The organism is Herpetosiphon gulosus, assembly GCF_039545135.1.
Lineage (GTDB): Bacteria > Chloroflexota > Chloroflexia > Chloroflexales > Herpetosiphonaceae > Herpetosiphon > Herpetosiphon gulosus.
This window is the reverse complement of sequence record NZ_BAABRU010000013.1, coordinates 1-20,392: the sequence shown is the minus strand read 5'-3', so window position 1 is coordinate 20,392 and position 20,392 is coordinate 1. Positions and strand designations below refer to the sequence as shown.

General features: G+C 50.2%; 19 protein-coding genes. 13 read left to right on the top strand and 6 right to left on the bottom strand.

Annotation, left to right across the window (positions count from 1 at the left end; translation table 11 throughout):
• The first annotated feature begins 350 nt into the window (after nucleotides 1-350).
• The 4 genes from ABEB26_RS17520 to ABEB26_RS17505 all read left to right on the top strand — a co-directional run bounded on the left by ABEB26_RS17520 (nucleotide 351) and on the right by ABEB26_RS17505 (nucleotide 5,006).
• Nucleotides 351-1,355 (top strand): HEAT repeat domain-containing protein, encoded by a 1,005-nt coding sequence (locus tag ABEB26_RS17520; RefSeq protein WP_345723332.1) that lies wholly within the window; start codon nucleotides 351-353, stop codon nucleotides 1,353-1,355.
• Nucleotides 1,356-1,653: 298 nt separating this feature from the next.
• Nucleotides 1,654-2,391 carry a PIG-L deacetylase family protein gene (locus ABEB26_RS17515; protein WP_345723331.1) on the top strand — a complete coding sequence of 246 codons (738 nt, stop codon included), beginning with the start codon at nucleotides 1,654-1,656 and terminating at the stop codon, nucleotides 2,389-2,391.
• On the top strand, nucleotides 2,388-3,452 hold the full coding sequence (locus ABEB26_RS17510) for a lipid II:glycine glycyltransferase FemX (protein WP_345723330.1): 1,065 nt from the start codon (nucleotides 2,388-2,390) through the stop codon (nucleotides 3,450-3,452). Before ABEB26_RS17515 ends, ABEB26_RS17510 begins: the two co-directional genes overlap by 4 nt.
• A 9-nt stretch (nucleotides 3,453-3,461) precedes the next feature.
• Nucleotides 3,462-5,006: a UDP-N-acetylmuramoyl-L-alanyl-D-glutamate--2,6-diaminopimelate ligase gene (locus ABEB26_RS17505; RefSeq protein WP_345723329.1), complete on the top strand. Its 1,545-nt coding sequence runs from the start codon at nucleotides 3,462-3,464 to the stop codon at nucleotides 5,004-5,006.
• On the opposite strand, the gene ABEB26_RS17500 is transcribed toward ABEB26_RS17505, so the two are convergent.
• The 4 genes from ABEB26_RS17500 to ABEB26_RS17485 form a co-directional block, all read right to left on the bottom strand.
• Nucleotides 4,991-5,599: an FFLEELY motif protein gene (locus tag ABEB26_RS17500; protein WP_012187645.1), complete on the bottom strand. Its 609-nt coding sequence runs from the start codon at nucleotides 5,597-5,599 to the stop codon at nucleotides 4,991-4,993. The genes ABEB26_RS17505 and ABEB26_RS17500 overlap by 16 nt on opposite strands.
• A gap of 249 nt (nucleotides 5,600-5,848) precedes the next feature.
• Complete coding sequence (locus ABEB26_RS17495) at nucleotides 5,849-6,676, bottom strand: endo alpha-1,4 polygalactosaminidase (protein ID WP_345723328.1); 828 nt, start codon at nucleotides 6,674-6,676, stop codon at nucleotides 5,849-5,851.
• 2 nt (nucleotides 6,677-6,678) lie between these two features.
• Entirely contained in the window at nucleotides 6,679-8,724 is a 2,046-nt protein-coding gene (locus tag ABEB26_RS17490; protein WP_345723327.1) for a hypothetical protein, read from the bottom strand.
• Nucleotides 8,725-8,757: 33 nt separating this feature from the next.
• Nucleotides 8,758-9,495 (bottom strand): alpha/beta fold hydrolase, encoded by a 738-nt coding sequence (locus ABEB26_RS17485; protein WP_345723326.1) that lies wholly within the window; start codon nucleotides 9,493-9,495, stop codon nucleotides 8,758-8,760.
• Between the two features lie 509 nt (nucleotides 9,496-10,004).
• On the opposite strand from ABEB26_RS17485, the gene ABEB26_RS17480 reads away from it, so the two are divergent.
• From ABEB26_RS17480 to ABEB26_RS17455, 6 genes are all read left to right on the top strand, one after another.
• Nucleotides 10,005-11,327 carry a pyridoxal phosphate-dependent aminotransferase gene (locus ABEB26_RS17480; RefSeq protein ID WP_345723325.1) on the top strand — a complete coding sequence of 441 codons (1,323 nt, stop codon included), beginning with the start codon at nucleotides 10,005-10,007 and terminating at the stop codon, nucleotides 11,325-11,327.
• 2 nt (nucleotides 11,328-11,329) lie between these two features.
• Nucleotides 11,330-11,953: a histidine phosphatase family protein gene (locus tag ABEB26_RS17475; RefSeq protein WP_345723324.1), complete on the top strand. Its 624-nt coding sequence runs from the start codon at nucleotides 11,330-11,332 to the stop codon at nucleotides 11,951-11,953.
• A 69-nt stretch (nucleotides 11,954-12,022) separates the two neighbouring features.
• On the top strand, nucleotides 12,023-13,159 hold the full coding sequence (locus tag ABEB26_RS17470) for an AAA family ATPase (protein WP_345723323.1): 1,137 nt from the start codon (nucleotides 12,023-12,025) through the stop codon (nucleotides 13,157-13,159).
• A gap of 2 nt (nucleotides 13,160-13,161) precedes the next feature.
• The gene (locus ABEB26_RS17465) at nucleotides 13,162-13,950 is read left to right on the top strand and encodes a DUF3226 domain-containing protein (protein ID WP_345723322.1); all 789 of its coding nucleotides are present in this window, start codon (nucleotides 13,162-13,164) and stop codon (nucleotides 13,948-13,950) included.
• A 15-nt stretch (nucleotides 13,951-13,965) separates the two neighbouring features.
• Nucleotides 13,966-14,715, top strand: a complete 750-nt coding sequence (locus ABEB26_RS17460) for a metallophosphoesterase family protein (protein ID WP_345723321.1) — start codon at nucleotides 13,966-13,968, stop codon at nucleotides 14,713-14,715.
• A gap of 32 nt (nucleotides 14,716-14,747) precedes the next feature.
• Nucleotides 14,748-15,281 carry a hypothetical protein gene (locus tag ABEB26_RS17455; RefSeq protein ID WP_345723320.1) on the top strand — a complete coding sequence of 178 codons (534 nt, stop codon included), beginning with the start codon at nucleotides 14,748-14,750 and terminating at the stop codon, nucleotides 15,279-15,281.
• On the opposite strand, the gene ABEB26_RS17450 is transcribed toward ABEB26_RS17455, so the two are convergent.
• Together ABEB26_RS17450 and ABEB26_RS17445 are read right to left on the bottom strand one after the other, a co-directional pair.
• Nucleotides 15,278-16,198 carry a LolA family protein gene (locus ABEB26_RS17450; protein ID WP_345723319.1) on the bottom strand — a complete coding sequence of 307 codons (921 nt, stop codon included), beginning with the start codon at nucleotides 16,196-16,198 and terminating at the stop codon, nucleotides 15,278-15,280. The genes ABEB26_RS17455 and ABEB26_RS17450 overlap by 4 nt on opposite strands.
• The gene (locus ABEB26_RS17445) at nucleotides 16,182-16,775 is read right to left on the bottom strand and encodes an RNA polymerase sigma factor (protein ID WP_345723318.1); all 594 of its coding nucleotides are present in this window, start codon (nucleotides 16,773-16,775) and stop codon (nucleotides 16,182-16,184) included. Before ABEB26_RS17445 ends, ABEB26_RS17450 begins: the two co-directional genes overlap by 17 nt.
• Before the next feature lie 321 nt (nucleotides 16,776-17,096).
• On the opposite strand from ABEB26_RS17445, the gene groES reads away from it, so the two are divergent.
• The 3 genes from groES to dapB all read left to right on the top strand — a co-directional run bounded on the left by groES (nucleotide 17,097) and on the right by dapB (nucleotide 19,987).
• Nucleotides 17,097-17,399: a co-chaperone GroES gene (gene groES, locus ABEB26_RS17440; protein ID WP_012191208.1), complete on the top strand. Its 303-nt coding sequence runs from the start codon at nucleotides 17,097-17,099 to the stop codon at nucleotides 17,397-17,399.
• Between the two features lie 38 nt (nucleotides 17,400-17,437).
• The gene (gene groL / locus ABEB26_RS17435) at nucleotides 17,438-19,081 is read left to right on the top strand and encodes a chaperonin GroEL (RefSeq protein WP_345723317.1); all 1,644 of its coding nucleotides are present in this window, start codon (nucleotides 17,438-17,440) and stop codon (nucleotides 19,079-19,081) included.
• 102 nt (nucleotides 19,082-19,183) lie between these two features.
• Nucleotides 19,184-19,987, top strand: a complete 804-nt coding sequence (gene dapB / locus ABEB26_RS17430; RefSeq protein ID WP_345723316.1) for a 4-hydroxy-tetrahydrodipicolinate reductase — start codon at nucleotides 19,184-19,186, stop codon at nucleotides 19,985-19,987.
• The last annotated feature ends 405 nt before the right edge of the window (nucleotides 19,988-20,392 follow it).

Genomic DNA, 20,392 nt, shown 5'->3' with positions numbered 1-20,392 from the left:
GTGAGGGCATGCTGGTCGTTGTTAACACTATAAACCTACCCTTGTTAGGGGCTAGGTGTCAGAATCCCTTCACCCCTAACAAGGGTAGGTTTTGCCTTTGAACCACTTATCTTGAGGTTCATCGGTGAATGCATAACACTCAATAATTGCCCTTGAGGGGGTACAGGGGGATTAAAGCCCTGTGTCTACCGCCTTGAGATGCGACGGAAGGGTGGTGATCACCATCCTTGAATTCTGCTAATAATTCGATTAAAACCAATTCCCATAAGTCTCGCCCACAGTGTGGAAGCGAGGCTAAGGAAATAGTATCCGTGGTAGACTTAAACGCAATGCTATCACGAAGGTGACCTATGACTGAAGAACAAAATGAACGCGATATTGAGGAAGCCTTGGCCGAAATTGGCGACCATAATCGCCCAATTGTGTTGAGTGAACTCAAAGTTTTTAACGACCTCGACCAAGATGAAACTGAGATTTTTGAAATTGAATGGCCACGGATCGAGCCAAGCCATCGGCGTAATTTAGCTCAAGCTATGCAGGAGGTTGGCGAAGCCAGCCTTGAGCTTGATTTTCGCGCCGTATTTAGCATTTTGTTGACTGACCAAGATCCCACAATTCGCATTGCAGCGGTCAAGGGCATGGCCGAAGATACGCGCCGCTCAAGTTTGCGCCGTTTAAGCGAATTGCTCACAACTGATTCCGATGATGGGGTGCGAGCTAATGCGGCGATCACGCTTGGCGCATGGGCCTTACGCGCAGGCGAAGGCAACCTTGATCAGCGTACCAACACCGAATTATTGCAAACGCTCTGGGCCGCTTTTGATGATCGCCAAACCTCGACCTTGGTGCGTCAACGCTTGCTAGAAACCTTGGGCTATTTGGCCGATAGCGATCCACGGGTCAATCAGGAAGTTGGGGCAGCCCATCAACGGCTTGATGATGGTTGGCAGGCCGCCGCCCTGTGTGCCATGGGTCGCACTGGCTTAGATCAATGGTTGCCAACAATTACGACTAGTTTACGTTCCAACGAGCCTTTGTTGCGCTTCGAGGCGGTGCGGGCTGCTGGTGAACTTGGCGATTTAGCCGAATCGATTGTTAACCACGTGGCGCGAGCTACCGCTGATGGCGATGTTGAAGTTGCTACAACCGCAATTTGGGCATTGGGCCAAATTGGTGGCACTGCTGCGCGACGCTTTCTCGAACAATTAGTCAACGATTCAGAAGGCGTTCGGCGTGAAGCCGCTGCCGAAGCCCTCAAAGAATTGCAATTCTTCGACGATCCCATCCAATCGTTGCCCCTCGACGACGATGAGGACGAGGATGAATATTGGTATGGCGACGACGAGGACGAGTAACCGAAGGATGAATTATGAGGGATGAGGGATGAAAGAGGGGATTGGCGATGTTAACGCAGAGGGTGTTAGGGATCAGGGGTCAGGGATTAGGGGAATTGGCACTGAATTGTGGGACATGAAACCTTCGTGCCAATTCGTGCAATTCGTGGCTTAAAAACGAAGCCTTCGCGCTCTTCGTATTCTTCCTAGTTTCAACGCTCTGATCCCTAGCCCCTAATCCCTGACCCCTCATTTAGTAATAAGGAGCTGAACATACCCATAAGGCACCTATGCTCTATGTTCTATGTTCTATGTTCTTATGTATCAACACATTTGTTTATCGCCGCATTTCGATGATGCAGCGCTCTCGCTTGGCGGAGCATTGGCCGGTTGGCAGGCCGCTGGCGAACCTTGTTTGATCGTCACCATTTGTAGTGCTCCGCCCAGTGGCGAACTCAATAGTTTTGCGGCTTATCTGCACGAACGTTGGGGCGCTGCCAGCGATCCAATTGCGATTCGTCGCGCCGAAGATCAAGCCGCTGCCCAGCGCCTCGGAGCCGATTTACTATTTCTTGAGCAACACGACGCAATCTATCGCCATGCTGCTTATGATTCAGCCGCCGCCATTTTTGGCACACCGATTGCCGATGATTTGCTTTGGACTAGTCTTACCAGCCAACTTCAAGCTCTCGCCCAGCAATATCCCAACGCAACCTGGTACGCACCCTTGGCGGTGGGCAATCACGTCGATCATCAAATTACTCATGGCGTAGCGGCCAAAGTGCTAGCAAATCTGCGCTGGTATGAAGATTTGCCCTATTCGGCCCGCAATAATGCACGTGATCAACGCTTGGCTGAAGTGCAACCAATCCTCGATCAAGTGATTGCGATTGATCAAACGTTGGCGATCAAGCTGGCCTCAGTTGCCGATTACGCTAGCCAAATCTTTGAATTATTTGGCACAGTTGCGGCGATGGAGCAAGAACTGAGCACGTATGCGGCAAGTGTGGCCGAACAAGGCTTTGCTGAACGCTTATGGCGAGGAGGCCAAGTGTGAGTTTTGCGCTACGCGAGCTTGATGCCGCTCAATGGTCGGCAGAACTAGCGGCCAACCCCGCTGTGCATCTTTTGCAACGCGCTGAATGGGGCCAACTCAAAGCTCAATTTGGTTGGCAACCCCAACGGATTGCAATCTACAACCAGCATGGGTTTTGCGCCGGAGCACAGGTTTTGTGGCGTTCGCAATATGGTTTGCGGGTGGCCTATGTGCCGCGTGGCCCAATTTGGTCAGCTGATCAGGCCGCCAATCGTTTGTTGTTGCAAAGCTTAGAGCGCTTGGCTCGCAAACGTTGGGCGACATTTTTGCGCTTGGAGCCAAATCTGCTTGATGCTGGAGCCGCTGATCAACTGCATTCTGAGCTGTTGCTGGCGGGCTACGAGCAATCGCGCAGTATGCAACCAAGCGCCTCAATTCACCTCGATCTTCAACCAGAGTTGGCGAACTTGCAAGCCCAGTGTAGCAAAGGCCATCGCGCTGATGTACGCCGTGCCGAGCGTCAGGGTGTAACCATTCGAGTTGGCACAACCGAGGCCGATCTTGATCAGTTTTATGCGATTATGCAAGCCACCAGCCAACGCGCCAATTTTGGCATTCACAGCCGCGAGTATTATGCGCAGGCTTGGCGTTTGTTTGGCGGCGATCAAGCTGATGGCGCAGCACGGTTGCTGATCGCTGAGCGCGAAGGCCGCGTAATTGGCAGCTTTTTGGTGTTTGCTCAAGGCGCTGAAGCCCAATATATGTATAGTGGCACGAATGAAGAAGGCTTGAAATTTGCCGCCAGCCATGCCTTGCAATGGGCTGCAATTACTTGGGCTAAACAACGCGGCTGCTCGCTTTACGATTTTTGGGGCATTCCCGAGGCCTTTTTGGCGCTTGAAGCCACGACTGAACCAGCGGAACGTGAACGCTTGGAGCAAGCGGCTCAAGCAACCGGCATGGCAGGAGTCTATCGCTTTAAAAAAGGCTGGGGCGGTCAACCAGTCCGCTATCTGCCAGCCTATGATCGCGTTTTCTTGCGTCCGGCGTATTGGCTTTGGCAGCGCCGTCGCTCTGAATAGGAACAATCAATGAAATCGTTCGCTGAACTTTTGCTGCATATTACCCATCAAGCGTCCGGTGATCATCACGTTGCAATTAGCAATGTGGCCTATGATTCGCGCAAAGTTACCCCTGGAGCGCTATTTGTGGCGATCAAAGGGGTGCATGTTGATGGCCATCGTTATATTGCAACTGCCTTGGAGCAAGGCGCGGTGGCAGTGGTTTATGATGATCCCAATCAAGCGCCACCTACTACAATTCCCTCAGCTTTGGTTGCTGATGCTAAGGTTGCGCTCTCGCCGATTGCCGCAGCCTTTTATGATTATCCGGCCCAACAATTAGAAGTTGTGGGGATTACTGGCTCGAAAGGCAAAACGACGACCACCTTTTTAACTGCTGCGGCTTTAGAAGCCAGCGGCGAGTTGGTGGGCTTTATGAGCACCGTCGATTTTAAAATTGGCCAGCGCCAATGGGCCAACAAAACCCGCCAATCGACCCCCGAAGCTTTGGAAATTCAGGCAATGCTGCGCGAGATGGTCGAGGCTGGTTGTCGCTATGCCGTGGTCGAAAGCACGTCGCATGGTCTCTCGCCACGCTGGAATCGGCTGGGCGATTGTGCTTATGATGTGGCTTTGATTACTAATGTGACCCATGAGCACCTTGATTATCATGGCACGGTTGAGCAATATCGTGCTGATAAAGCCCAGCTGTTTCAGTTGCTCGCCACTAGCCTCAGCCAAAAATCGATCCTTGGTCAAACAACGCCAGTCGAAAAAGTCGCAATCGTTAATGCCGATGATCCCCATGCAGCCCAATTTCGGGTGGCAGCTGGCGATCAGGTGCGGCATTTGAGCTATGCAATTCATGCTGAGGCCGATCTCCGCGCTACCGAAATTGTCTCAACTAGCAAGGGCTTGCGGTTTAGCGCAATCACGCCGCAAGGCACATTTGCACTTAATTTGCAATTAGTTGGCACGTTTTATGTTTACAATGTGTTGGCGGCACTGAGCGTGTGTGTGGCGCGAGGCGTTGATCTGGCGGCAGCAATTCAGCGGCTTGAGGCAATTCCAGGCATCAACGGGCGCATGGAGCAAGTTGAGCTTGGCCAGCCATTTAGCGTGCTGGTTGATTATGCCCATAACCCCGATTCATTTGAGCAAGTGATGAGTATGCTGCGGCCCTTGACTCAAGGTCGTTTGATTGCGGTATTTGGCTCAGCAGGTGAGCGCGATCTGGCCAAGCGCCCGATTCAAGGCCAAATTGCCGCCAAATGGTGCGATTTGCTCTACCTCACCGATGAAGATCCACGGGCCGAGGATTCACTACAGATTTTGCAGGAAATTGCTGCTGGCGCACAGGCTCAGGGCAAAATTATTGATCACAATTGCTGGCTTATTCCCGACCGTCGGACTGCAATTGAGCAAGCACTGGCGACCGCCCAAGCTGGCGATGTGGTGCTCTTGCTGGGTAAGGGCCACGAAGGCAATATCATCTATGCCAACGGCGACATCGAATGGAACGAGCATGCCGAGGCCGAACGCGCATTACAAGTCTTGGGCTACATCAAGCGATAAATTCGTTTAAGCCGATCAAGTTCGGTGTGGGTAACTTCAGTCAAAAATGGCTTGAGATCCTGAACTGGAAGGAGTGCATGATAGCCGCGCCGTAAAAAGCGATGCAACTCGCCCATGCCCATCAATTTGGCAAAGGTTTTGGTATTGTTGAGGGCTGCACCAAGCAGGCTAATTTTTGATAAACGATGCACTCGCCGCAACGATTCGTTAATTAGCTCGATTTGGCGCACCCTTGGCTCAAAACTATTGACCCGATAATAGGCCTCTTCATATTGCGCCTCGGTAAACGGAATCGTGAAGTTATTATGTTCAAGCCAATCAGCGACTTGTTGATCAAGCCTGACCGTCAGATTGAGCAAATCGAGGGTCACCTCAATATCTTCGATGCTCAGACCAGGAGCCAAGTGAATAAATTGGTGCAAACGACGGGCTTGGGTATCGCGAGCATGAAAATCATATGGCCCATACATATCTTCAAGGAAAAATTGGGCTAAACCATGATATTGCGGCTCGGCAAGGAGATATTTGTAATCGCGTTCCAAGCGTTTGACCTGAAAAGTTTGGAGATAGGCATAATACTTGGTTGATGGCATATAGCGAAGCACCGTTGCTTGAATTCTGTCATGGCAACCATTGTAGCACGCTGTGTCATTGGATCGAAATGCAGACTGAGGGGTCAGGGGTCAGGGGTCGGGGGTTAGGGGTCAGGTTTCAGCCCAGCACGGCCAAGCTGCTCCCTGACCCCAGCTCACTTAACCCTCGTCCTTCGTGCTCTTCGTGTCCTTCGTGGATCAAAACCTAATCGCCTAACCCCTGAATCCTGACCCCTGATCCCTCGTTTGCTACTGTTCACAGCCAACTCGATAAGCATCGAGTTCGCGATGTTTGAGCATGGCATTAATTCCTAATTGGCGGGCTTGCGGGCAAAATTGGCTGGTTTGAATACCAGTATCAGTATATTCAACCGCAAAAACAGGCTTGCCTGCGGCGATAAATGGGCTTAATTCGGCACACCAGCCTTGATCAAAACAATCTTCAGTTAATGCCCAATCGTAATAATCGATCAGTTCGCTGATTTGCTCGGAATCGTTTTTTAGGCCAATCGATAGGCCACGGTTATGCGCTTCGTTAGCCAGCCAGCGATTAAAAATCAACTGATCGTTAGCGGTCAAGGGAAACCCAGTATTATTTTGGTAGCCATTGATATTATCTGGCTCGATGCCATCAAAGCCTTTGTTTTTACACGAATCCATGCGTGCTCGCATAATTGGCGCAAGCAAATCAATTTGACGAATATCAAGCCATTTTTCACCTGGCCAGCCATCATAATCGTTGCCCAACACACTACTCGGAAACGAAGCGGCATCATCGCGCCAATCTTCCCAAGCGCCAACATTGATATAGCACACAACTTTGCGGCCTTGGCTATGCAGTTGGCTCACCGTCGCGCTGCTGGTATCAAACAAATCCAAATCATAGACCGTTACGTCAACTCCAAGATTCAGCGGCGTGCCCGTAAATTGAAGTTGCATGGTCGAATTGACGCTTGGTTGCCACCATGAATTGCGTTGGGCGATCGGTACAAAAGCCCGTTGGCTGAGCGGACGCGCAAACAGCACCGAGGCTACCACCAAGGCCAAGCCAATCCCAATCAACCAATAACGGCGCATACTTACCTCGCTAATTCAACCCAATCCACTACAATGCCAAGCTGACGTTGGTCGTTTGGCGCGTGCCATGGCTGAGTTAATAGTTCAATTTGACGTTCATTCGAACTCGCAGCAATTGGCAGATGCAGCACCCGCCACTCAGCCCCAAGTTGATCGAGTTGGATGCATTGCTGCTCAGCAACACAGATTCGCAGGTTTGCCGCTGGTGCATCGCCTGGCCGTGGATTGGCAATGCGCAAACGTACAACGCCAGCCTCACCAGCAGGCAGGCGCAAGCGAGCATGCGCAGTTGACCAACGGGCAGTGCTCTCAGCGAGGATTTCAGCTGGATAAAATCCTGCGATCAAGCCAATATCCAAGCCAGCCCCCAGATCAACCTGATGTTCGGCTGGACGATCGGCTACACGCCAAGCCCAATCCAGCAGACTCGTGCGATCAATATAGGGGTTTGCCCATGCCTCACGCGCCGCCGCTCGATCGTTGCGCTGCAGCAGATAGTGGCCCAATTGATAGCTCGCCAAGGGATAATCGCGGTTGTGATTGACCGCAGCAATATAGGCTTGCACCGCCGCATCAAATTGGCCCGATTGCTCTTTGATCTGAGCAAACGCCAGCCAACCATCAGCCGAAGGCAAACTATTGAGTGCCCGCAAACTTGCAGCTTCAGCTTGAGCCAAATCACCAGCTGCTAAGGCTTGGTCGGCTTGCCAGCGCCACCAACCACGTCTAATTTGCTGTTGCAGCAATTGCCACGGCGAATGATCAATAATCACCCACCCAATAATTAGGCCGAGGGCAGTTGCCCCCAAGCGTTGCCAAATTGGCGTAGTTACCCGTAATTTGGCCAAACTAAACGCGGCGTAAATTAGCATGATTGGCCAGAAAAACTGGCGATATCGCGCTTCGCCGTGGGTAAACATGGTGCTACCAACGATATAGCCAACCCACAGCAAGGCCAGCCACCAGCGGGCATCACGCGGGGCACGCGCAAAGCCCCATAATGCTAATACAACACACAGCACATACCACAAATCATCGAAAATCAAGGCAGCGATTAAGTAGGGTAAGGCTACATCACTATAATAATTGGCCTGAATAAAGCGATCTTCAATTGGCTTGATGCGCCAGAGATACACCGTATTCGTCCAAGGTTTTCGTGCCAAGATGCTCGGATCAGCTGCCAATAACTCGCGTCCTTTGGCCGAAGCATAATCAGCCCGTTCCGCTGGATTAGGAATCGCCGCGAGAATGGTGTTGATTTCGCTTAGCTCAAGCGCTGGCTCACTAAACGCCCACAGATTGTAGGCAAAGCCAGTTTCGACCGTAATCAAACGCCCATAGGCCAGCCAATTGCGCAGCGACCATGGCGCAACCACCGCACAGGTTACCAAGCCCAAGGCCAAACCATGCTGCAAACTACGCCAACCACGCCAATTCCAGCACATCCAGCCAATCAGCACTGGCACAAAGGCCAAGGGCAACGAGCGGGTCAGAATCGTCAGGCCAATCGTCAAGCCAGCGGCCAAGGCAAAACGTAATTGTTTCGTCCGATGCCAACGTAGCAGCAGCAACAAACTACTAGCCCAAAGCACATTCCAAAGTGTTTCGCTCATCCATAAATTGGCAAAGGTTGCCAAGGTCAACAACCCACTGGCCAAACCAGCCGTCCACAGCCCAACTTTTTCAGCCTGCGGATGATCGCCAGCCCACTCGCGCCCAAGCAACCATAGCAACCATAGGTGAATCAGGCTCAGGCCGATATTAAATAGCAAGGCAATTTGCGGGTCGTTGTTGCTCAACCAGAGCGTTGCTGCCAGATACAGCGGGTATAACGGGGCACGCAGCCAAGGGTAAGCAGCATAAAAACGCCAGCCTTGGCCTGTCAACAAATCGTGGGCAACCGCGAGGTATTCAACTTCATCATTCGCTGGTTGGTGGCTTGGCAACAGCCATAAGCCCAAACGCACAGCCGCCGCCCCAACCAACAAAAGGATTAATATCAGTCGATAGCGCCGAATTGTCGGCCACCAACGAAAACGTTCATTCATGCAATCAGCCAAGGTATTCAAGATAGCGCTGCATTATTGATCAAGTTGTTGCAATACGTCTAGCGCAGCTTGCACAGTTTGCTGTTGTTGCTCAGCATGGCTAATTGTGGCGGGCAAATCGCCCGATTGCTCACCATACCAGCCAAATTGGGCATGATTGCCGCCTTGAATTTCCACCCAACGGGTCGTGCTAGGCATTAATGGGCGGGCTGCTTCAATATCGGCCAAGGTTGCCAAGCCATCGTTGCTTGCATAAATCATGCTGCTAGCTAGCTCACGCTCAGCCAAGCTGTTCGAGGCCGTCGGGTAGGCCGCCAGCAGAATCAGGCCATCGATTGTATCGGGATGATCATAGGTATATTTCGCGGCCATTGCACCACCCAACGAGTGGCCGCCAAGCGCCCAATGCGCAATCTGCGGATAGGCCGCCAGCACCGCATCGGCACGGTTAGAGCCAAAAATCGCCATATTCAGCGGCATTGGCACAATTACCACCAAATAGCCAGCTTTGGCCAATTCATGGGCCAGCGGGGCATAAGCCGCAGGCGCAACTCGTGCCCCAGGGTAGAAAATCAGGCCCGTAGTTGGAGTGGTGCTTGGCTCAAAAATCAGCCAATCAGCTTCTGACACCGTGACGGTTTGGTCAGAAACTAAGGCTTCGCTGGCCGTTGGCATGGCAGCGGCTGGATTACTCGCCCACAGCACAAAGCCAGCAATCCCAATGATCAGCAGCAAAACTAAGCCTAGCGCAAGGCGTTTAATCAACTTCATCAGCGTACTCCTAGCATGTGTTTCAGTTGTATTCTACGCAGAATCCAGGATTGGGGATGAAGCGAAAGTCAAAAAGCAGAAATCAAAAGGCAAAATAGTAGGGGTCAGGGATCAGGGGCTAGGGGTCAGGTATTGAGCATAGCAGGATAATCACATCAATCTGTGTAATCTGTGGCTAAAATAACGTTCGTAAATCTGTATTTAACGCAGAGGCGCAGAGGAATGTGGCTATTGGCTATTGGCGCTAGGCTAGCGGAACAATTGTTAGTATTGCCAATCAATCCCCGATAGCCAACAGCCGATAGCCTTATCGTCCTTCGTGTTCTTCGTGCCCTTCGTGGATCAAAAACTTAACCTTCGTGCTCTTCGTGCCCTTCGTGGATCAACTTTGTCCTACAGGATTGCTCGAACTTGTCGCTGCTGCTTGACTGATGACATCTGCTATACTTAGGGACGCGAAATCGTCCCGCAAGCCAAACTGTTCCTCACAAACACCGAGGAGTGTAGCAATGACACTGATTGAAACGGTTGATGCCGCTCACTATTTCGAGCCAAAATCACCCGAACTGAGCAGCCAATCGATCTCCGCAATGGCGCGTGGCATGGTTGGTTCTGAAATTTTGCGAATTGCCGGTAATGTCCGCACGTTGCAAGCCCAAGGCCGCACAGTCTGTAATTTCACCGTCGGTGATTTTGCGCCTTCCCAGTTCCCAATTCCTGAAGCGTTGCGCGATGCAGCGATTGAATCATATAGCGCTGGCCGCACCAATTACCCACCAGCCGAAGGCGTGATGGCCTTGCGCAAAGCTGTGCTCAACCACTACGAACACCGTTTGGGGTTGCGCTATCCCTTAGAAAGCATTCAAATTATTTCGGGCGCACGGCCAGGTCTCTACGCAGCCTATGGCGTATTGATCGATCCAGGCGAAACGGTGGTCTATCCCGTGCCATCGTGGAACAACAATCACTACGCCTATCTCTGTGGCTCCAAGGCGATTGAAGTGCCAACTCGCCCTGAAGATGGCTTCTTGCCAACCGCCGAACTGCTTGCGCCATTCATCCAAGAAGCACGCTTGATCTCGATTAACTCGCCGCTCAACCCAGCAGGCACGATGATCTCGCCTGAGGAATTGCGCAAAATTAGCGAGTTGATTGTTAACGAAAATACGCGCCGCAAAGAGCTTGGTTTGCGCTTGCTCTATTTGGTTTACGACCAAATTTATTGGGAATTACAGCTTGGTGATATTCGCCACGTTACGCCTGTTGAAGTGATGCCCGAAATGTCGGCCTACACGATCTTCATTGATGGCATCTCCAAATCGTGGTCGGCGACGGGCTTGCGGGTTGGCTGGGTTGTAGCTCCGCCGCACATCACCGACCGCATCAAGGCCTTTTTGAATCACGTTGGCGCGTGGGCACCCCACCCAGAGCAAGAAGCCACCGCTCATATTTTGAATTCAATCGATGTGCTCGACAATTTCTATGCGCATATGCATAACGAAGTTCGCGCTCGCTTGAATTTGATCTACAACGCCGTGCAGGAAATGAAGGCCGCTGGTTTGCCAGTTGATGCAATTGCACCTCAAGGGGCGATTTATCTTTCCACCCAATTCGATTTGGTTGGCAAGAGCCTTGATGGCATGCCAATCACCAGCAATGCCCAAATTGGCGATATTTTGCTGGAGCAAGCAGGCGTGGCCTTGGTGCCATTCCAAGCCTTCGGCCTGCGCCAAGAAACCGGCTGGATGCGGCTCTCGGTTGGTGCGGTTTCAATCGCCGACGTTGAGCAATGTATCCCACGCATGCGAGCAATCTTGGAGCGCGTCAAGTAACGATGCCCGATCCACGTGGCCTGCGTTTGCTGCTAGCCCGCCATGGTGCGACCGCCTGGAACGAAGCGGGACGCTACCAAGGTCGTGCTGATGAAGGGCTAAGCCAGCGCGGTCAGGCTCAAGCTACCCAGCTTGGGCAGTGGCTTGTTGAAGAAACCCCCGAAATTGTGCTTCACAGTGGCGCACGTCGTACAGCCGAAACGCTGGCGCGTGCGCTGCCGCAGCATCAAGCAATCAGCGACCCTCGCTGGCGCGAAATTGATCATGGCGCATGGGAAGGCCTGACATATCGCCAAGTTTTAGATCAAGCTCCTGAGCAAGCCCGCGCCCATTGGAATGATCCCCTGCATATTCCGGCCCCCCAAGGCGAAACCCTGCTTGCTGTAGCTGAACGAGTCCAAACCGCCACCAACGATCTGATTGCAAACTATGCTGGACGTTCTGTCCTACTGGTTGCCCATGCTACTAGCCTGCAAGTGTTATGCTGCCAATTATTTCAAACTCCCCTCAAGCTTTATTGGCAATGGAAATTCGACCTGGGCAGCCTTTCGTGCCTCGAACTCTACCAAAGTGGCACGATCATCAACTGGCTCAATCGCGGCTACACCCGCCCTGCTAGCTGCTAGCTTTCAATAGACTTACAGCATCCGCTATGCTATGATCAATTGAGTCTATGCCCAAGCAAGGGGAATGTAATGTCTAATGAACTTCAACTTAAATCACTCATCATTCAGAATTTCCGGGGATTTGAAAACTTTCAGATTAACCAACTTGGTCGGGTAAACCTGATTGTTGGTAAAAATAATGTTGGTAAAACCTCTCTCTTAGAGGCAATCTTGCTCTATGCCAATCGTGGCTCAGGCGTAACTATTTATGATATTTTAAAAGACCGCGATGAGCATCGTCTTTTAGGTAGTATGCAAGATGATGAATCCAGCTATGAAGAGTTTTTTGCACTAAAAAATCTTTTTTTCGGAAGGGAAGATTTTACTGACTCGACTAAAACTATAGTTATTGGAGAGGATACTCAAAAAAATTTATCTCTTAAAGCACAATGGTATCAAAGACAAATTAATGATGATGACATTCCTATAAGTACACCAATAAAATTTGAAGATATCTCTTCAAGTGAAAACCCATTTCCAGGAATTAATCTTAGAATCAATAATGGAAAAGGCATGATATATAGTAGAATAGATAGGTATAATAGAAGAATCTCAAGGATAATTAATGATTCTCTAGAAATTAATTGTAATATTATTTATTCAAATAAAATCGATCCACAGCAACTAGGAAAATGGAGGGATATAAGTCTAATCGATGGTTTAGAATCTAATGTTATAGAAGCATTAAAAATAATAGAGCCAGATGTAAATTCCATAAATATGGTTAACTATCGAAATAATGATAAAAATACACGCCAACCATCTTCTTATCCTATACCTATCGTAAAACTCAATAGATATGATAAATTTATACCTCTAAAAAGTTTAGGTGATGGTATTAATAGAATATTTGCATTAATTTTAGCATTAGTGAATTCAAAAAATGGGGTTTTTATTATTGATGAGATTGAAAATGGTCTACATTACTCAATCTATCCTGATGTATGGAAATTGATTTTCAAGCTGGCTGAAACCTTGAATGTTCAAGTATTTGCAACAACCCATAATAAAGAATGTTTGAATGCCTTTAATAAAACTAACAAAAATCAGACGGCTCAATCAGGGCGATTAATTCGCTTGGGTCGTAAAAAGGGCAAAATCGTTGCAACTGAATACAATCAAAAAGATATGCAAGTGATCCTCGAACGTGATATTGAGGTACGCTAGCAATGGGACAGATTAATTTAATTCTGGTTGAGGGCAGCAACGACAAATTTATTTTGATCGAATTAATCAAGCGTAAACTTAACTCAACCATCAATAATCCAAGCCAAGACGATCATGATAAAGCATTAATTATTAAACATAATGATACCCGTTTACGTATTGAACAATCGGGCAGTAAAGAAAAAGTTATCCACAATTTAGAATTTATATTCAGTGGTTTTAATGATAGCCAGCAACAAACCCACGATAAAATCGCAATTATCGAAGAATTACGGGTTCGTTTAATGCAACAAGATGATGAAAATGATGATATTGTGATTGGCTTAATTCTTGATGCCGATAAAGATGCTCAAAAAACCTATGCTCAAGTCCATACGATATTAGCTGAAACGTACACTGATGTAGCTCCAATCATTCCCGTCGAGGGTTTAGTGCTGCACGCCGTTGACCAACCACGCATCGGCGTGTGGATTATGCCAAATAACCGCGATCAAGGCACAATCGAAGATTTTTTTATCAGCCTGATTCGGCCTGATGATGCGCTCTGGCAAGAAGTTCAACACACAATCAGCGCTGTCCGTGAAAAAGCCGACTTAAGATCGCTTATGTTTACTGAAAAGGATTTACGTAAAGCCCAAATATTCACATGGCTGGCTTGGCAGAAAAATCCAGTCGTCCAAATGAGCAAAGCCATAGAGCGCAACCACGCAGCTTTAGATTTAGAACGTGAATCGGTTGCATTATTTATCAATTGGATCAAACGGTTGTTCAATTTACCTGATTCAGCTTAATTTGGAGATTTGTATATGCCACGCTGGGCACTTTTGGCCGATGTTCATGGCAATCGCTTGGCTTTAGCCGCTGTTTTGACTGATCTTGGTCAGCGTAAGGTTGATCAGATAATCAACCTCGGTGATAGTGTGTATAGCGTGTTGCAGCCACGCTGGTGCGCTGAACAACTAGCCCAAGTTGCCAACATCTCAATCAGTGGCAACCAAGATCGCATCCTGTTTGAGGATGTTGCACCAGAGCAACAAAACCTGAGTTATCGCTTTGTTCAGGCTGATTTAGGCCCAAACGAGCGCAATTGGCTTGCCAACCAGCCAGCCACAGCGATTGTTGATGATATCTTTTGCTGCCACGGAACACCAAGCAGCGACACCACCTATTTACTGGAGCATGTCACACCGCACGGGGTATTGCTGCATTCTGAGAAAGCAATTTGCGTCGCAATTCAAGGCATCAGCCAATCGCTGATCGTTTGTGGTCATAGCCATATCGCCCGCACCGTGCAGCTTAGCAACGGCCAGTTGATCGTCAACCCAGGCAGCGTTGGCATCCCTGCGTATAATGATGACCAGCCTTATCCACATATTATGGAAGCAGGCAGCCCGCATGCCCGCTATGCGATCGTCGAACGCAACGCCCAAGGCTGGCAGGTGGAGCATTATGCGATTGGCTACGCTTGGCAACAGGCCGCCGCTACTGCTCAGCGCAATGGCCGTGAAAATTTGGCTCGTTGGCTGCAAACAGGCCGCGCCCAGCTCGATGATTAACATCCCCTTGCAACTTGAAAGGATCAGCCATTTTGACGCTTGATCAATGGTTTTATTTGGCGGCGCTCGGTTTAGGTTTAGCAATTATTGCGATCACCAAAATTCGCCGCCAGCCGCTCTGGCCTTCGCTCGAACGGATGCAACGCTCGTCGCGTTGGTTATTTATTCAGCCTTTGGTTTTGGCGAGCTGGCTAATCACGGCTGCTGGGGTGGGCTTTTTGGCCCGTGGTGCTGGGGTCAATTGGTGGTTAAGTGGCTTAATTGCCTTGGCTGGGGGCTTAGCGGTTGGTTTATTGCTTTATCGAATGATCATCGAACGCAGCATTGTGCAACAAGCAGGTACGGCGCAAAGCAAAGTTGGGCCAATCGGCCAATTGGGCGTGGTAGTCGAAGCTTTGCCCATCGATGGCTTTGGGATAGTCGCCTATGAACATCAAAAAGGCGCAGCCCGCATCAATGCCCGAGCGCTTGGTGGCCGAGCAATTGAGGCAGGCTGCGCGGTGATGATCGTTGAAGTCAATGAGCAAGGAGCAACTGTACTGCGCCTAGAATCGCTTGAAAACTAGCCGTAAATACAATATGGCGTAGTTTGCTCGATGATTGGGCTGCCAGCGGGGGCGGTATAGGTTTGCCATTCAGCGGGCAGCGCATCCAATTCAACTGTTTCATCAACCGTAAATTGCACCAAGGTTTCAGTCGTCAGGCCTTCATAGGTCTGGCTACTGGTAAATTTCCAAATCTGGCCAGTATTGGCATCAATCCAAGCTGTGCCAATAGTGCTGCCAAGATCGACAACGGTGAGCTGGCGACCATCAAGTTCTTCAGTGCCAATGATTGTGGCATTGGGGAAATTGCTGTCTGAGCCAAACGCCACACTGCCTACCCATTGTTCCAAGCTAATCGAACATTCGTCGAACGGTGCTTTGACTGAAGTATTATCGTGGGCGTTGTAATTCCAAAAGTAGTTTTCATCGACGATGGTTGGCCCCATTTGATAGCCGACTGGTTGACCGTTCAGCGATTGGCGGGCTGGTTGATAGAGCAAAATATGCGATTGGCCTTGCACCAGCCAAATCTCATCGCGATAATGCTCATCGATTTGACCATCGCTGCCGGTGGTCGAAATTTCAATCGCGATATGACGAGCCTTGCCATTAGCCACAATTGGCTGGCTAGCAAAGGTTTCGGCGCGTTGTAGCAACTCGGCGGCTGAAACGCTATGGGTTGGTTGATTGAGGCCAAATCCTAATCCCAAGGCCATGGCGACACTACAGGCCGCCATGGCAAGCGCACGAACTGGCCGCTGTTTAAACAATGTTTGCATGAAATTTCCTCGCTTAATTGGTGGCTGGAGTCCAGCCTGAATTTGTTGAATTGTTGCTTGTGATGGGCTGAATCGCTGGGATTGCCCGATTAATTGCTGGACAAGCTCGCTCGTTTCTAGCTCAGCCAAAGCATGCTCAAGCTCAGATTGATTGGTCATCGGTGAGCCTCCGTTTGAGTTGTTCAAGCGCTCGATAGGCGGCCATTTTGACCGCAGCCTCGCGTTTGCCCAGAATTTGGGCAATTGTGGCATAAGGCAATTGGGCAAAAAAGCGCAGTTGAAGCAACTCTTGCTGTTCAGGGGTAAGTTGGGCTAGGGCTTGATGCAATAAACGCTGTTGTTCAAGCTCAAGCATAGTTAATTCGGGCGAAGCTTGCTGGCTCGCCAATTCAGCTGATAATTGGGTTTGCTGGCGACTTCGTTGGCCTCGCCGATAGAAATCGACCAAACAGCGCCGCACAATCGTAAATAGCCAGCCAACAAATGGCCCATTGGGCTTGAATTGAGCAAGGCTCTGCCAAGCTCGCTCGAAGGCTAGCGCCGCAACTTCCTCAGCATCGTGGTGCTGTTGCAAACGGGCCATCAGAAACCGATAAACAGGCGTGATATAGCGTTGGTACAAGCGCAAAAAGGCCTCATGATCGCCCGCCACTGCCAACGCCACATCACGATGATCATCACGAGTTTGCTGATCGAATGGCGTTGTTTCTGCAACGAGCCGCTGGATCAATGCCATACATCAGCCTCCTCATATAGTCTGAATCTGCAATGGCCTTGCACTCAATACATCGTTGATGATGCGCAAAAAGTAACAGGCTTGGTCAAATGAGCACGCTTGCTACGATTTTACTCAATTCTAACAATCGCTTAACGCAGCTAAATCAGGCTAGCAGCACGATTTTTGCCCTTCAGAATGAGCTAAATCGCTTTAGCACTCTCAGCCCAAGAGTGATAAACACAGCCTTGACAAGCTTAATAGAACCACATACACTAGCACTTGGATTTAGCACTCATCACAGTAGATTGCTAAATGGTCAACTAAGGAGGACACATAACCATGTCTGATTTCCGGATTCGCCCCTTGGCCGATCGTGTGGTGATCAAGCCTCAAGCCAAAGAAGAAAAAACCAAAAGTGGCTTGTTCCTGCCCGACACAGCGAATAAAGAAAAGCCTCAAGAAGGCCTCGTTGTGGCCGTTGGTGAAGGCAAGTTGGATGATAACGGCAAGCGCGTGCCAGTTGCAGTGCAAGTTGGTGATCGGGTGCTGTTTGCCAAATATGCTGGCACCGAGATCAAGTTGGACGACGAAGATTATTTGATTTTGGCTGAAAAAGATATTTTGGCCGTCGTTCAAGGCTAAGGCTAATTCGCGACGCTTCTTAGGAGGATTATTTACCAATGGCAAAGCAAGTTGCTTTTAATGAAGAAGCCCGCCGCGCTCTCAAACGTGGCGTGGATGTGGTTGCAGATGCAGTTAAGACGACCTTGGGGCCACGCGGTCGCAACGTCGCTATCGATAAAAAATTCGGCTCACCAACCGTAACCCACGACGGCGTTACCGTTGCTAAAGAAATCGAATTGAAAGACCCATTTGAAAACATGGGCGCTCGCTTGTTGGTTGAAGCCGCAACCAAAACCAACGATGTTGCTGGTGACGGTACGACCACCGCAACCGTTTTGGCTCAAGCAATTGTCCACGAAGGCTTACGCCAAGTGGCTGCTGGCGCTAACTCGATGATGATCAAGCGTGGCTTGGACAAAGGCACTGCCGTTTTGTTGCAAGCAATCCGCGATTTGGCCAAGCCAGTCAACGATCGCACCGACATCTCAAGCGTTGCCACCATCTCAGCTGCCGATTCGTCAATTGGCGATTTGATTGCTGAAGTGATGGACAAAGTTGGTAAAGACGGCGTTATCACCGTTGAAGAAGGCAAAGGCTTGGGCTACGAAACCGAATATACCGAAGGTATGCAATTCGATCGTGGCTACATCTCAGCCTACTTCGTCACCAACAGCGACCGCATGGAATCAGATTTGGAAGACCCTTACATTTTGATCACCGACAAGAAGATCAGCTCGATCCAAGAAATCTTGCCAGTGCTCGAAAAAGTCTTGCAATTCACCAAGAACTTCGTAATTATCGCTGAAGACATCGACGGCGAAGCCTTGCCAACCCTCGTGTTGAACAAATTGCGCGGCACGATCAACGTGTTGGCAATCAAAGCGCCTGGCTTCGGCGATCGCCGCAAAGCCATGTTGCAAGATATTGCCATCCTCACCGGTGGTACGGTTATCAGCGAAGAAATTGGCCGCAAGCTTGACAGCGCCACGGTCGAAGATTTGGGCCGCGCTCGCCGCGTGATTGCCAACAAAGACGAAACCACGGTTATCGAAGGCCGCGGCGACGAAGAAGCAATCAAAGCTCGGATCGAACAAATTCGTGCTCAAATTGAAACTACCACCAGCGATTTCGATCGCGAGAAACTGCAAGAACGCTTGGCCAAATTGGCTGGTGGCGTGGCAGTGCTCAAGGTTGGTGCTGCAACCGAGCCAGAATTGAAAGAACGCAAGCACCGCGTCGAAGATGCGCTCTCAACCGCTCGTGCAGCTGTTGAAGAAGGTATCGTACCTGGTGGCGGGATTGCCTTGTTGAGCGTGTTGCCAGCCTTGGATAGCGTTGTGCCAGCCAACCAAGACGAAAAAGCTGCTGTCTTGATTCTGCGCCGCGCCTTGGAAGAACCAATTCGCCAATTGGCTCGCAACGCTGGTGAAGATGGTGCCGTGATTATCGACACCGTGCGCCGCTTGCAAAAAGATCAAGGCGACTCAACCCTTGGCTACAACGTCATCACTGGCGAATATGGCTCAATGGTCGAAATGGGTATCATCGACCCAGCCAAGGTAACTCGCTCGGCCTTGCAAAACGCCGTCTCGATTGCCTCGATGATCTTGACCACCGATGCCTTGGTCGCCGATATCCCAGAAAAAGAAGCTGCACCAGCTCCTGGCGGTATGGGTGGCATGGGCGGCATGGATTTCTAATCCAGCCCAAGTGGCAACCCAAAACCCCTGTTGTTCAACTGAACAACGGGGGTTTTGCTTTAACCTGTATCATAGAGTTGGCACAATTTAGAAGGATTTTTTATGTCAATTCGGGTATGTTTAGCTGGGGCAACTGGCTGGGCTGGCTCGGCGCTTGCCCAAGGCATCGCCCAAACCAATGATTTGAGTTTGGTTGCAGCAGTATCACGTAGCCATGCAGGCCAACAGTTGGGTATTGTCTTGAATCAGCCTAAGCTGGATTGTTCAGTATTCGCCACCGCCGAGGAAGCGTTGAGCCAGCCCTGCGATGTGTTTGTTGAATACACCAAGCCTGCTGTAGCACTCAACAATGTGTTACAAGCCTTGGCGCAGGGATCGCATGTGGTGATTGGCACATCGGGCTTAGATGATGCAGCCTATGCCATAATCCACGAGGCTGCGCTAAAAGCCCAACGTGGAGTGCTAGCGGTCGGCAACTTTGCATTAACCGTGGTGTTATTGCAAAAATTTGCCACAATTGCAGCGCGTTACATTCCGTATAGCGAAATTATCGATTATGCCAGTGACAAGAAAATCGATGCGCCGAGCGGAACAGCCCGCGAATTAGCCTATCGCTTAGGCCAAGTGCGTGATTCAGCCCAAACCGTGCCAACCGAAGAGATTGTAGGCGACCAAGCAACCCGTGGTGCACGAATGGCAGAGCAACAGGTACATTCAGTCCGTTTGCCAGGCTATGTCATTAGCATTGAAGCGATTTTCGGCATGCCCGATCAAAAGCTGATTTTGCGCCACGAGGCGGGCAATGGAGCTGAACCATATGTTGATGGAGCCTTGTTGGCAATTCGCAAGGTCAATACATTTGTTGGCTTGAAACGTGGTTTAGAGCATGTCTTGGATTTAGATTAAACAATAAAAACCCTCGCTGGATTTTATCTAGCGAGGGTTCTGTGGAGCGGTACGCATCCTCCTACGTTCCCACAGCGGGTGCTGCAGTAGCCTCGGTGTGTGTCGCGTTCACGGCCTGGTTCGGGATGGAGCAGCGTGGGGCACAACCACCTCGACACGTACCAATTTGGCTGCCCTTACTCCAACCACCCATACCTTGACGACTTCCTCATTCACCTTCGCGCGCATCACTGTCCCGTCCTGCCTGTCCCTGCACCATCCGTTGCCCTCCCGCGTCCTGCCGACGCGCGGCAACCGATGATCGCTCGGCTGTCTGCGGTTGTCTGCTCTACCGTTCACACGGCCTCCACAGCAACCCAGTTGTCCGTCTCGTCTCGACGGTGCCTCTCATACATTTCTGCACAT